15 protein-coding genes are annotated in these 12,934 nt (G+C 40.1%); 3 read left to right on the forward strand and 12 right to left on the reverse strand.

The window, feature by feature from the left end; genetic code table 11:
• Positions 1 to 66: 66 nt before the first annotated feature.
• Both ACED20_RS05370 and ACED20_RS05375 read right to left on the reverse strand, forming a co-directional pair.
• Complete coding sequence (locus ACED20_RS05370) at positions 67 to 1,179, reverse strand: glycosyltransferase (RefSeq protein ID WP_378103710.1); 1,113 nt, start codon at positions 1,177 to 1,179, stop codon at positions 67 to 69.
• Positions 1,179 to 1,403 carry a uroporphyrinogen decarboxylase gene (locus ACED20_RS05375; RefSeq protein ID WP_378103711.1) on the reverse strand — a complete coding sequence of 75 codons (225 nt, stop codon included), beginning with the start codon at positions 1,401 to 1,403 and terminating at the stop codon, positions 1,179 to 1,181. Before ACED20_RS05375 ends, ACED20_RS05370 begins: the two co-directional genes overlap by 1 nt.
• Before the next feature lie 152 nt (positions 1,404 to 1,555).
• Between ACED20_RS05375 and ACED20_RS05380 the strand changes: the two genes are divergently transcribed.
• Positions 1,556 to 4,084, forward strand: a complete 2,529-nt coding sequence (locus ACED20_RS05380) for an ATP-dependent Clp protease ATP-binding subunit (RefSeq protein ID WP_294264214.1) — start codon at positions 1,556 to 1,558, stop codon at positions 4,082 to 4,084.
• A 107-nt stretch (positions 4,085 to 4,191) separates the two neighbouring features.
• Here ACED20_RS05380 and ACED20_RS05385 read toward each other — a convergent pair whose 3' ends face one another.
• On the reverse strand, positions 4,192 to 4,719 hold the full coding sequence (locus ACED20_RS05385; protein WP_288376934.1) for a hypothetical protein: 528 nt from the start codon (positions 4,717 to 4,719) through the stop codon (positions 4,192 to 4,194).
• A gap of 115 nt (positions 4,720 to 4,834) precedes the next feature.
• Here ACED20_RS05385 and mnmA point away from each other — a divergent pair, with 115 nt between their 5' ends.
• Positions 4,835 to 6,022, forward strand: coding sequence for a tRNA 2-thiouridine(34) synthase MnmA (gene mnmA, locus ACED20_RS05390; protein WP_294264215.1), 1,188 nt, complete (start codon positions 4,835 to 4,837; stop codon positions 6,020 to 6,022).
• Between the two features lie 75 nt (positions 6,023 to 6,097).
• Here mnmA and ACED20_RS05395 read toward each other — a convergent pair whose 3' ends face one another.
• Positions 6,098 to 6,439 carry a hypothetical protein gene (locus tag ACED20_RS05395; protein WP_294202912.1) on the reverse strand — a complete coding sequence of 114 codons (342 nt, stop codon included), beginning with the start codon at positions 6,437 to 6,439 and terminating at the stop codon, positions 6,098 to 6,100.
• Positions 6,440 to 6,461: 22 nt separating this feature from the next.
• Positions 6,462 to 7,175 (reverse strand): hypothetical protein, encoded by a 714-nt coding sequence (locus ACED20_RS05400; RefSeq protein ID WP_294264217.1) that lies wholly within the window; start codon positions 7,173 to 7,175, stop codon positions 6,462 to 6,464.
• Between the two features lie 112 nt (positions 7,176 to 7,287).
• On the opposite strand from ACED20_RS05400, the gene ACED20_RS05405 reads away from it, so the two are divergent.
• On the forward strand, positions 7,288 to 8,184 hold the full coding sequence (locus ACED20_RS05405; protein WP_378103714.1) for a hypothetical protein: 897 nt from the start codon (positions 7,288 to 7,290) through the stop codon (positions 8,182 to 8,184).
• A 49-nt stretch (positions 8,185 to 8,233) separates the two neighbouring features.
• On the opposite strand, the gene ACED20_RS05410 is transcribed toward ACED20_RS05405, so the two are convergent.
• The 7 genes from ACED20_RS05410 to ACED20_RS05440 all read right to left on the reverse strand — a co-directional run bounded on the left by ACED20_RS05410 (position 8,234) and on the right by ACED20_RS05440 (position 12,927).
• Entirely contained in the window at positions 8,234 to 8,977 is a 744-nt protein-coding gene (locus ACED20_RS05410; RefSeq protein ID WP_294202918.1) for a LytTR family DNA-binding domain-containing protein, read from the reverse strand.
• A gap of 56 nt (positions 8,978 to 9,033) precedes the next feature.
• On the reverse strand, positions 9,034 to 9,309 hold the full coding sequence (locus ACED20_RS05415; protein WP_378103716.1) for a 2TM domain-containing protein: 276 nt from the start codon (positions 9,307 to 9,309) through the stop codon (positions 9,034 to 9,036).
• Positions 9,310 to 9,338: 29 nt separating this feature from the next.
• Entirely contained in the window at positions 9,339 to 9,632 is a 294-nt protein-coding gene (locus tag ACED20_RS05420; protein ID WP_378103718.1) for a 2TM domain-containing protein, read from the reverse strand.
• 270 nt (positions 9,633 to 9,902) lie between these two features.
• Positions 9,903 to 10,472 carry a methyltransferase family protein gene (locus tag ACED20_RS05425; protein ID WP_378103720.1) on the reverse strand — a complete coding sequence of 190 codons (570 nt, stop codon included), beginning with the start codon at positions 10,470 to 10,472 and terminating at the stop codon, positions 9,903 to 9,905.
• Positions 10,473 to 10,513: 41 nt separating this feature from the next.
• Positions 10,514 to 10,819 carry a 2TM domain-containing protein gene (locus tag ACED20_RS05430; RefSeq protein ID WP_294221513.1) on the reverse strand — a complete coding sequence of 102 codons (306 nt, stop codon included), beginning with the start codon at positions 10,817 to 10,819 and terminating at the stop codon, positions 10,514 to 10,516.
• Positions 10,820 to 10,830: 11 nt separating this feature from the next.
• Positions 10,831 to 12,147 carry a 2TM domain-containing protein gene (locus ACED20_RS05435; protein ID WP_294221517.1) on the reverse strand — a complete coding sequence of 439 codons (1,317 nt, stop codon included), beginning with the start codon at positions 12,145 to 12,147 and terminating at the stop codon, positions 10,831 to 10,833.
• A gap of 132 nt (positions 12,148 to 12,279) precedes the next feature.
• Positions 12,280 to 12,927, reverse strand: a complete 648-nt coding sequence (locus ACED20_RS05440; RefSeq protein WP_294221520.1) for a hypothetical protein — start codon at positions 12,925 to 12,927, stop codon at positions 12,280 to 12,282.
• Between the last annotated feature and the right edge of the window lie 7 nt (positions 12,928 to 12,934).

Raw genomic sequence — 12,934 nt, forward strand, 5'->3', positions numbered from 1 at the left:
TGGCAAAGATAGCCAATTTAAAAAAGATAAAATAATACGGTCCGGCCGGATTACAATTTTTGGTTTTTATGTTACGACCTGAAATTTTGATGTTTTGTCAAAAACGTTCAGCAATTTTACCTCTTCGTTTTCCCAGCACAAAATAGCAGCCGCCTTTTCAAGTTCGTACAGATAGGATTCTCTTCCTCTATTTAAAACAGCCTGAATAGCTTTTGCAATATCCATCGGCTCATGGCTGGCAATAATTTCCCCAATGTCAAATTGTCGCTTAATATTCTGCATTTCAGGAAGATTTGACAGAATGACCGGAACCCGCGCCTGAATGCTATCGAGGACTTTATTCGGCAGAGAATAATAATAGCTCTCTCCCCCATTTTCTTCAATGCTCATTCCGCAATCGGCCGTGAGGGTAACCTTTTGAAGATCTTCAGGCAGCAATTTACCTAAAAACTCCACTTTATGCTGCAGGTTTTCCTTCAATACCAGGTTTTCATATTCCTTTTTCTTTGGGCCGTCACCTGCAATTTTAAAAATTACATGATCCAGATGTTTCATCGCCAGAATTGCCTTATCAATTCCGCGGAAGGGATTAATGGCGCCTTGATACAAAACGATTTTAGGATGGTTATCAGGAATCTTCTGGTTAAAATTTAATTTCCTCGGTGCATTCTGTACAACTACCGGATCAACACCATATTTTTTTTTAAACCAGTCCGCATACCCTTTACTTGCCGTAATCATGAATTGTTGGTCCGGTACCAGCTTTTTTTCCAGATACCGCCAAAGTTTTTGGGACATTTTACCCTGGATCGCAGGCATTTCAGAAAAAATCTCATGGCTGTCGAAAATCAGCGGAATATTTAATTTTTTAGCTAAAATATAATTCGGAAGCAAAGCATCCAGGTCGTTGGCATGAAGAATGGTATCTAGATCCACCCTCTTTTTCAATTCTTGGTACAATTTCCAGTTGAATTCAAAATAGGCGGTCTTCAGGCTTTTCGAAACCAAAGAAATACGGGAAAACGAATATGGACGTGTCATTTTTTCAGCACCGTTCCAGTTGTTTCCGATCAGTTCAATTTCGTATCCCTTCTCATGTAATGTCCGGCAGACCTTTTCGATACGCTGATCCGTGTATAGGTTACTGAATGCGGAAGTAATGATCTTTTTTCTGTTCATTATTTCTTTTTATCCGCCAGGAGATGATAAATTTGGATGAAGCAGATCAGTCCGTTCGGGATGATGACCGGCCAGAGCATTCCGCTGTAGATTCCGTAGATCACAAAGCAGATACAGCCGATCATATTCACGATCCTGATTTTCCTGATGTCTTTCAGTATAAAGCTCAGCACGATAAACAACGATGCGGAATATCCTATGTAAGTGACAATTTCAGGAATCATGAGAAATTTTTAAAGGACAACAAACTTAATCATTTCCAATAAGATAATAAAATTTTTTCTGCCATAAAGTCATTTCTTGAAATTTGGTAAAATATTTGTAATTTAGATAATGAATAAATGGCAATGTTGCAGTTATTCTAATGAGATATATTATGGATTATAAGTTTTCACAAGGTTTGAGCCAAGTGTTCAAACAAAGCAAGAGCGAAGCGAAAAGGCTCAAAAGTGAATTTCTTAATACAGAACATCTACTTTTAGGTATTATAAAAACAGAAAACTCTGCAAAAGAAATCCTTCAAAACCTTAATGCGGATTTAACACAAATCAGAAGAAAAATTGAAACTTTAAATACAGCAAGTCTAAATCCTATTTCTGAAGAGGTTCCCAATATTTCTTTCACGAAAATGGCTGATCATGCCGTTAAGCGTGCAGAACTCGAATGCAGGCAGTATAAAAGCAACGAGATTAATACCGTACACCTGCTTTTAGGCATTCTTTATAAATATGAGGATCCAACTTCAAACATATTAGGCGCATATGACGTTGACTATGAGGGTGTTTCAAAAGAATATCAGACGATGCTTAAAAATTCCGGACAGGCACCACAGATGAGTGCTTACGATGACGATGACGAGCGGGAAGATTTCGAGCAGATGAGAAAGCCTACGGGCAATCTCGGTTCTGCAAAAAGCAAAACACCAACACTGGATAATTTCGGAAGAGACCTAACTTCATTGGCAAGAGACGGAAAATTAGACCCGGTAATCGGCCGTGAAAAAGAGATTGAAAGAGTTTCCCAGATCTTATCAAGGAGAAAAAAAAACAATCCGCTTCTTATCGGGGAGCCGGGTGTCGGTAAATCGGCTATCGCCGAAGGATTGGCTTTAAGAATCCAGCAGAAAAAAGTTTCCCGTGTCCTTTATGGAAAACGAGTGATCACTCTTGATCTTGCAAGCTTGGTTGCCGGCACAAAATACCGTGGCCAGTTTGAGGAAAGAATGAAAGCGATCATGACGGAACTGGAAAAAAACAGGGATGTCATCTTGTTTATTGATGAGCTTCACACCATCGTAGGAGCAGGAAGTTCAACAGGAAGCCTAGATGCATCCAATATGTTCAAACCGGCTTTGGCAAGAGGAGAAATCCAGTGCATCGGAGCCACAACGCTTGATGAATACCGTCAGTACATCGAGAAAGATGGTGCTCTGGAAAGAAGATTCCAGAAAGTAATGGTCGAACCGACTTCCATCGATGAAACCATCCAGATCCTGAATCAGATCAAAGATAAATACGAAGAGCATCATAATGTTGTCTATACACCGGAAGCCATTGCTGCGTGTGTGAATTTAACATCAAGATATATTACGGACCGTTTCTTACCGGACAAAGCAATTGACGCAATGGATGAAGCGGGCTCCCGTGTTTATATTAAAAACATGAAAGTTCCTACCGAAATCATCGATTTTGAAAAGAAGATCGAAGAGATTAAGGAATTGAAGCAAAAAGCAGTAAAGGCGCAGGATTATCTTGAGGCCCGAAAACTGAAAGATGAAGAAGAAAGACTCCAGATGGAACTGAATTCTGCCCAGGAAAAATGGGACAAGGATGTGAAGGAGAAAAAAGAAACCGTGAGTGAAGAAAATGTTGCGGAAGTAGTTTCGATGATGAGCGGTGTCCCCGTGACGAAAGTAGGTAAAAATGAGCTGGATAAACTCGCTGGAATGGATGGAAACCTTAACGGAAAAGTAATCGGCCAGGAAGATGCGGTGAAGAAAGTAGTCAAGGCGATCCAGAGAAACAGAGCTGGTCTTAAAGATCCGAACCGTCCGATCGGTACTTTCATTTTCTTAGGAACAACCGGGGTTGGTAAAACCGAATTGGCGAAGGTAATGGCAAGAGAATTATTCGAGTCTGACGAATCCTTGATCAGAATCGATATGAGTGAATATATGGAGAAATTCGCCGTTTCCAGATTGGTTGGTGCGCCTCCGGGATACGTTGGATATGAAGAAGGCGGTCAATTGACGGAAGCCGTCCGAAGAAAACCTTATGCGGTGGTTCTTCTGGATGAAATCGAAAAAGCACATCCGGATGTATTCAACATCTTATTACAGATTCTTGATGAAGGACACGTTACCGACAGTTTAGGAAGAAAAATCGATTTCAGAAATACGATCATTATCCTTACTTCCAACATCGGTACAAGAGATCTTAAAGATTTCGGAGACGGTGTAGGATTCGGAACTTCTGCGAAAAAATCCACTTCGGATTCAAGAGCAAGAAGTACGATTGAAAATGCCCTTAAAAAAGCATTCTCTCCTGAATTCCTGAACAGAATTGATGATATCGTGATCTTTAACTCCCTTGAAAAAGAGGATATCAAGAAAATCATCGATCTTGAGCTGAACAAACTGTATAGCAGATTGGAAAAATTAGGCTATAAAGTTCAATTAACCGAAGAAGCCAAAGATTTCATTTCTGAAAAAGGATGGGATAAAGACTTCGGTGCAAGACCATTGAAACGGGCGATCCAGAAATACATTGAAGATTTATTGGCCGAAATGCTGGTCAACAAGCAATTATCTGAAGGGGAAACTGTAGTTCTTGATGTTAATGAAGCCAAAGATGGCTTAGCAGGTAAAAGTTCAAAAACCAAAAAATCAACGGCTGAAAAATCTTAGTCTTAAGTAAATAATTTAATCATTAAAAAGCATCGGAATTTTCCGGTGCTTTTTATTTTTAAGCAATACAAAATTTTGCAATGATCCTGAATTGTTTACTATTCCTCTTACAATCCTACCACGAAACCGATATTCGGAGACAGCCCGCTTGAGAAAATACTTGAATTCTCTTTCCACAATACATTGTACATCAGCCCCAACTGCAGGAAAGAATTGTTCCCGATCCGCTGCATATAGCCTCCGCCCAGATACAAAGCATCTTCGTTGGCATTGGCTTTAACATCATAAATTTTATCTTTATAATTGATGAAATAATGCTGGTAATTCGCACTAACAAAGAATGTTCTGGCGATGTAATAGTTCAGAAACGGACCGATGCCGAACATGGTTGAACTGTAAGCATTGGACTTTTGCCAGGAAACACTACCCAAAACGCCCCCTTCAAGATCGCTGGTCAGCATATATCCGACCCTCGGTGCTGCTGAAAGGTTAAAATAATTATTGCTTCCAAAGCCGAAGCCGATTCCGCCTCCGAAAGTCCAGCGGTTATTAGTTTGCACCGGAGTTTCTGCAGCTTCCTGCGAAAACAGTAAACCTGAAAACAAGACGGATAAAGAAATAATAAGCTTTTTCATAGACATTGTTTTTATCGATGTCTAAAATTATCATTTTTTTACGAATCTTTTTAATTGTATTTTTGCAGGGTCAAACTAAGAACTCCCGTTAAGAGTTTCGTAAAATTGAAATACAATGAAAGTAGTGGTAGGCCTCTCCGGAGGCGTAGACTCAAGTGTAACAGCCTATCTGTTACAACAGCAGGGGCATGAAGTAGTGGCCCTGTTTATGAGAAACTGGAACGACGCTTCCGTAACCCTGGAAGACGAATGTCCTTGGATTGAGGACAGCAACGATGCCCTGATGGTTGCCCAAAAGCTTGGAATCCCTTTCCAGGTGATCGATATGAGTGATCTATACAAAGAAAGAATCATCGATTACATGTTCGATGAATACCAGAAAGGGCGTACGCCGAATCCTGATGTTCTTTGCAACCGCGAGGTAAAATTTGATGTTTTCCTTAAAACGGCCATGTCGCTGGGCGCTGATAAAGTAGCCACCGGACATTACGCCAGAGTCGGTTCAACGCTTGATGAAAATGGCAAAGAAATTTTCCACCTTTTGGCCGGAAAAGATAACAACAAAGACCAGTCGTATTTCTTATGCCAATTAAGCCAGGATCAGTTATCCAAAGCGTTATTTCCGATCGGTGAACTGACGAAACCCCAGGTAAGGGAAATTGCAAAAGAAATCGGGTTGGTAACAGCGGACAAAAAAGATTCCCAGGGATTGTGCTTCATCGGGAAAGTAAGTCTACCCCAGTTTTTACAGCAGCAATTGGTTCCGAAAGAAGGAGAAATCGTAGAAATTTTTAAAGACTCCCCGTTATTTGCCCAGGAAACGCCTGAATTTTCTTCAAAACAGGAAGAACTTGACTACCTGAGCCGGAAAATCGAGTATAAAAAATCCGACGGAAAAGTGATCGGAAAACATCAGGGCGCCCAGTTTTTCACGATCGGGCAAAGTAAAGGGCTGGGAATCGGAGGTCATAAAGAAAGCTGTTTTATCATCTCCAGAGATATGGAAAACAACATCCTTTTTGTAGGGGAGGGACATCAGTTTCCGGGATTGCTGAAAAGAGCTTTAAAAATTGATAATTCCGAACTGCATTGGGTACGGGAAGATCTGAAGCTGAAAAACGGAGAATCGAAGGAAGTAATGGCAAGATTCAGATACCGGCAGCCTTTACAAAAAGCGACTTTATATCAGTTTGAAGAAGCATTTTATATTGAATTTGAAGAACCGCAATCTGCCATTGCAGAAGGACAGTTTGCCGCATGGTATATTGATGAGGAACTGATCGGAAGCGGCGTGATTTCGTAATATGTATCTTAATTAAATATTAGGCCCGAAGCATTTTCGTTTCGGGTTTTTTAATTTTTTAAAAAAGAAATCCTGCTACCTGATCTTTCGATTTATATGATTTGAATTAATAAACAGAAAGACAATAATTTCCATTATTAAAATCAGCAGTAGAAAACCGACGGGTTTTCCCAGAAAAATTCCTCTTATCAGCTTGGTTGCACCCAATATAAAAATGAAGATCATCCCATAACGCGTTACCCCCGATAATGGTTCTTCAGCTATTTTCAACGCAAAAACCGAAGCGTAAAATCCAAAAAGAAGAATTAAATAGAACCTTAAAAAATCAGGACCTTTTAAAGCAATCGGATTCATCGTATTTCCTGTAAAGAAAAGCCAGATCAAACTGATGACCAGCGGAACTGAATGAATGATCATTTTTTTCATAGCAGGTAATGGTTTAATCTCCTCCGCATCCGCCACATCCTCCGCAGCTGCTTACGCATGAATGCCCGGAACCGGATGAATCATCTCCGCCGCAGGTCCCCGAAAAACAGGAGCTTCCACCAGAGTCATTGTCCTTATTATTTCCCCTTAACGATTTAATGATTATCCAGATAATGAAGATGAAAAAGATTCCTGTAAAAGCCATATTACCGTTTCCCGAGCAGGAAATTACCATCAGCAGCAACGGTAAAAGTGCTATGAAATGAAAATCTTTTTTAAAGAATTTGAAAGATCTTCCTTTCTTTTTCCTGAGCCAGATTTCTTCCGGTGGCATTTCTCCAAACACTTTACAATAGTTTTCCAGAGTTTCCTTGAACCAGTTGCTGTGCTTTTCAGCCTCGTCTTTGCCACCATTTGATGGGTGATGATGGAGTTTCCGCTGCAGGATATCCGGACAGAATTCTTCCCAATAATTTTGGGTATACGTCAGGTGCAGGTGCCAGACCTTATCTACAACTTCACCTGGAGAAGCCCCATTAGGCAATATACAGCACAGGTAGACGAATTTTTTATATTCTTCAATGGCTTTTTGGGTAAAGCTTTCCGTCCAGTTTTCTTCTTTAGCCAGTTTTTTGGAAAAAGGAAATTCCGCATCGGGATGATCCAGCTGGAAATGCTGCAGCCTGTTCCACAGCGGGTCGTTTTCAGGTAATGTGACTGTTTTCATTATATTGACTTTTAGTTTCTATTCAAATATTATTTGATTTTAAAATATAAAAGTCTTAACAGAGTCTCATTTGGTTTTAAATAAATCTTATATTCGTCTTAAATAAAACGGAATGAAAAAAGAAGATGTCCTTCACCTTGAAAAGCTGATGAATTTTCTGGGGATGCAGTTCCTGAAGAAAAGCCGTTGGGAAGATATTTCCAAGACCGAATGGTCCTATATCGCTGCCGAGCTGAATGATTTGATTATCAAAGAATACGAAGAAAAAGAAATCAAGAAAAAGCCTGATCTCCTCGGCTCCAATTATCTCTACGAACATTTGATTATCAATAAATTAAAAAAGTTCAGCCAGAACGAAAACGCCGTTCTCAGCAAACCGAATCTTGCCAAGCTGAGCCAGATCGTCAAAGTATTGGGGTACTCCAGCTATATCGATTTCATCAACTCCAATACGGAGTCTTTCAATTTCAACGACCTGCGGATCGAGATGAACAATGTAAAGCAGAATACGGAACTGCTGGACCGATTGGTGGGCTGCTGGTATTCTTATAATCGTAACCTTCCGGAAAACCCTTTGCAGGCAAAAGACAACCGGATCTGGCGTTCCGCCACGGAAATCTACAAATCCGAAACCACCGGTGAGTATTTTATTGAGCGGAGCGGCGGCGACCGCCATAAATATTTCGGGAAAGTAACGGCATATTCCGACTATGTTTTCATCATCATGAACAGCAATACCTTCATCCGGCAGCGGCATTTTATCTCAAGGATAAAAGATATCAAGGAAAAGCTGAAGAATCCAGATTATAAGCTCCATGAATTGCATTTTATAAGTACGTGCATTAGTTTTAACCAGGAACCGATCGCCCTTTTTGATATCTTCCAGAAAGCAGACCGCAAAACATTCGTTACCGACTCCATCAGCTTCCCGATCGACAGTGATGAAATCCCGAAATCCATTGTACAACAGCTTGAAGATACGGAGTCTAACCGAATAGATTACAAGTAGTTATACCTATGATTATAAATGATGAATGATAATTGATGCCTCATCTTTGTCAGCTGACCAACCAGTCTTTGAAATCCTTGACGCGCTCACGACTGACGGTAATTTCTTCCTGTGGCTGAAATTCCAGTTCTACTTTGTAATTGGGTGACGTATGGATATTTTTGATGTAATCGGAATTGATGATAAACTGGCGGTTTACCCGGAAGAACTTTTTCTCATCCAACACCTCTTCCAGTTCGTCCAGCGTAAAATCCGAAGGGTAAGTTCTTTCCTGCGTCTGCAGGTAAACGATCTTGTTTTCGCTGAAAAAACAGCTTATTTCATGAGTTTGCACGATTTTCAGGTTATACCCGATTTTCACCAGGATCCTGGACAGCGTGGATTTGTCTTTTTTAATTAACTGCTTTATTTCCTGCGAATTGACCGCATTATCAGAAGGAATGAAGGATTTGAATTTCTCCACCGCCGCAGCCAGGTCTTCATCCAGGATCGGCTTCAGAAGGTAATCGATGCTGTTCAGCTTAAAAGCTTTCAGGGTATACTGGTCGAAGGCCGTGGTGTAAATGATGAAAGCTTTGGTCCGTACTTTCTCAAATATATCGAATGATAACCCATCTCCAAGTACGATGTCCGAAAAGATCAGCTGCGGATGCTCGTTTGCCGAAAACCATTCGATGCCCTCCTCCACGGATTCTATTTTGCCAATCAATTCAATATCAGCAAATTCACTGAGCATTCTTTCCAATTTCCTTGAAGCCGGCTTTTCGTCTTCGATAATGACAGTCTTAATCATTGAGTTCCAGATTTAGTTTTAAAATTCCGAATAAAAGTAAGGAAAAATTACCGGTTTTAAAATTTGAGCGGCTGTTTTGATTTTCCCATCTCTTTTTCAATCACGCTCCTCTCCCATTCGGAATCCAGCAGGAATAGTTTTACGGCTCTTACGGTAAGAATAATTCCCCAGATTGCCAGGATAACGGATCCGTCCCAAAATGAAAAGTTAAAGATCCCTTTTTCAAAAATATCGTCAGAAAAAATAATGAAAGCCACGATAAAGAACCATAAAACGCTTTTGTAGAATTTCTTAAGGTCTTTTACCCTTTGTTGCGCCTGATTGTAGTCCATTGTATTATATTTTAAAGTTTATTAACCGATTATAAAGTCTTTGCGCTTTTTCTTTCTTCTTCCATAAGTTCTTTGATCTTACGCTCTTCCCATTCTTTTCCGATTCCGAAGGTTCCGGCAGCATGTGCAGCGACACCAATTCCCCAGCCCATCATCGGCCATACGAACCAAAGATATTCCGGTGAAGTAATCAGGTTCAGTATAACCAGAAAGGAGATAACCAAAACATAGGAAGTAAGATTTCCGTAGAACCCTTTAAGTTCTTTTACTCTTCTTGCTGCTTTTTCGTAAGCCTGTGTTTCTTTGTTGATGAATGTTTCCATAATTTTTTGTTTTAAAGATGAATTGTTTGTTTTTGTTGATACAAAGGTAGCATAGGAACCACCCCAAATCAATTTTATATAACCGAACCGTAGAATATGAACACTGAACTGTAAAAATCCCGACTCAACGGAGAATCGGGATTTTGATAGGTAATTATTAAAGATTTTTTAAAGAAGTTCAGTGGTATTTTAGGCCTAAGTGAATGAATGTATGGCCGAATTTTTATTGACCTGCATTTTATAGGACTTTATTAAACTTCAGATAATCACCTAATAAACAAACGGAATCAGTTTCTTTGTTTTCCTTCGGTATTCCAGGTATTCTTCACCGAATTGCTCGATCAGTGCTTTTTCTTCCACTTTGATCCTGTACAGGAACGCCATAAAAGGAACAGTAAAAACTAAACATAGAGAAAGCCAGTTATTTAGGTATAAACCCAGCCCTAACGAAGTAAGCAGGGAAAAAGCATACGACGGATGCCTGATGTATCTGTAAAACCCTTCTCTTTTGATCTTGTGGTCTTCGCGTATCGTAACATCTACCGTGAAATATTTACCCAGAGCCCTGATAATAACGAATCTCAAAATAATCCCGATCCAGATGCATGCAACTCCAAGGTAATGAATCCAAACCTCATCAGAAATAGGAATTCTTGTGAGGTATAAAGCTGCCACGGCACTCATAATGGACCCGGGAATAGCCATCCAGAGAATATTCAGCGTAGAGCGGTCTTTGTCTTTTTTATCATTCTCACCGGATTTCAGGATGTTCTTGTATAGAATTTCCGTGATGAACCAGGCAAACATAGAAATGGTAAATAAAATCTGTAAGGTCTTCATAGCATCAGGTTTTAAAATTTCTTAATTAAAGAATGAATAAATTACGCCTGTTTTTCTTTGTCCATCAGTTCTTTGATCTTCCGGTCTTCCCAATTACTTCCCAGCATAAAGTTAGGTATAAAAGTTCTCAGGCCCTGAATCATAACCGCAATTCCCCAAAAGAGGGGAAGTGAAAAATATTTCAGCTTCCAGATCGTTTCATCAGGTTTTAAATCCCTGTAATTCAGGTATAAAATAAAAATATTAACGGCAATATAAATAAATAAGGAACTATAAAATCTCTTTATTTTTTTTACCTGTCTCTCTGCCTCTTTGTATCTGATATCGTCTTTGCTGATATTTTCCATAATGTATTTGTTTATGGTCTGTTTCGTTTTTCTAAAATTTCCCGGATTTTTCTTTCTTCCCATTTTTTACCGATAGCAAAAACACTCATTCCATGTGCTGTAACTCCGATTCCCCAGCCCAGCATTGGGAAAAAGAACCAGATGTTACCGGGGGTTGTTATGAGGTTAATAATGATTAAAAAAGGAATGACAATACAATATGAAATTAAATTTCCATAGAAGCCTTTAATTTCTTTTACCCGTTTCTCCGCTCTTTCGTAGGCCTTATCTTTATCTCCCATTATTTCATTGGCAACATTAGGCTTAGCGAACAAAACAGGAAGCTTTACTTTAAAATAATCATCGGATTTTTCGACGAAAACATTTCGTTCCGTGAGCAGAGCATAACGCTGCACAATATTGGCCAGCCCGATTCCCGAACTCTCTTTGATCTGCTCCCTCACCTGAAGGTTGTTTTCGATGCAAAGCGTATCGTTTTCAGAGAAGATTTTAATGACCAAAGGCCTGGAGGAGGTGGCGAAATTATGCTTGATGCAGTTCTCCAACAGCAGCTGCAACGATAACGGAACGACAAATCGCCTGTAATCCTCTTTCCTAACATCAAAAACAAAGTCTACACTGTCCTCAAAACGGGTCTTTAGCAGATCACAGTAGGTCCGGGCAAATTCCAGCTCATCTTCTACCGTCACCAGCTCTTTGTCTTTCTGTTCTAAAACATAGCGGTAAATCTTTGACATAGAGGCTGTAAATTTCTGCGCCTGCTTAGGATTTTCGTCGATCAATGAGCTTAAAACATTCAGGGAATTGAATAAAAAATGCGGATCCAGCTGATTTTTAAGGCTTTCAAACTGCGCATTGGCCGATTTGGCAATCAGTTTCTGCTCGACCACTTCTTTTTTGGAAGTTTTTTTCAGTTCTTCCATGAAACCTTTGGCGTGAAGAAAAGCGGAAATCAGAAGGGCAATATTGATGGTAAACCAGTTGACAAAACCATATTTCCCGGAAAAATATTCTTCGGGGGTCGCCGCTTTCTGAAATATTACAAAATTGATGTAATTGCAGAAATACACCATGATCGTATTGGCCACCAGAATCGAAATAATACTGATAATGGCCCTTTTTGTAGTTGCTTCGGACCAGGGAAACTTCTTGTTGAGGTAATCGTTGATCAGCCCGTTTCCTGCTCCCAGGATAAATGAATACATGAAACACACCGCCACGGTAAGGATGAAATTTTCCACTGTTTTATCATTGGTAAACCCGAAGAAAAAGACCATCGATGTGGCGACCGAGATCCAGCATAAAGTAATAAGGTTCTTACGTTTCATTTCCAATTTTCTTACTTCAAAAATAGGCTATCTTGCAGGGATTAGAAATTATTTTTTCCTGAACGGTTGTTTTTTATGGCTGAATGGAAAGAAAAAACCTTCTGCAAGAGAAGGTTTTATGTACATTCTGAATTATTTCGCCGCCCCGCTTAAAAAATACTGGGCTTCAGTTTTCCCCCAGGTCGGGTCCAATCCGGTTTTCGGTTTGAAGGTGTTGAACTTTTCCAGGGCTGCCTTAAAGAGTTCCATCCCTTTCGTTTTGCTTCCTCCGAACTGCTCCGGCGTGTAGTATACATCTTCCGCTTTAATTAAAGTAACCCTCGGATTCGACGGATCCAGCTGTTCCGCCCTTTTCAGTTCCTCTTCCGCCTGTGATCCGAAGGTCCTGAACCTTTCCATCGGGTTGACCATCATTTTAAGCGAATAGATCATTTTCTGAAGCAGGTGGATTTCGGAATTGTTTTTTTCCATTGCTTCGGCGGCATCCACAAACTTCTGGGCCAGATCTGCGTTTTCTTCCAAAGCCTGGTTATTTCCACCCTGCATCTGCGATCTTCCTTTCTGGATGTAGGCCAATGCAGTGTAGTAATTGGGCTGCCATTTGTCTTTTTCCTTTTCGGCAATTCGCTGAAAATCGTTGGCCAATGCCTGCAGTTCTTCAGGAGAGCGGGTGGCTTCCAGCTTGCTTATTTTTTCAGTCATTACTTTTTCATAATTGGCCTGGGCATAAGTTACTAAGCTCATACAGCCTAAAGCGAAACTTAAAAGGTATTTTCTCATGATTTCT

Origin of the sequence: Chryseobacterium sp. sg2396 (assembly GCF_042610505.1) — a bacterium.
Classification (GTDB): domain Bacteria; phylum Bacteroidota; class Bacteroidia; order Flavobacteriales; family Weeksellaceae; genus Chryseobacterium.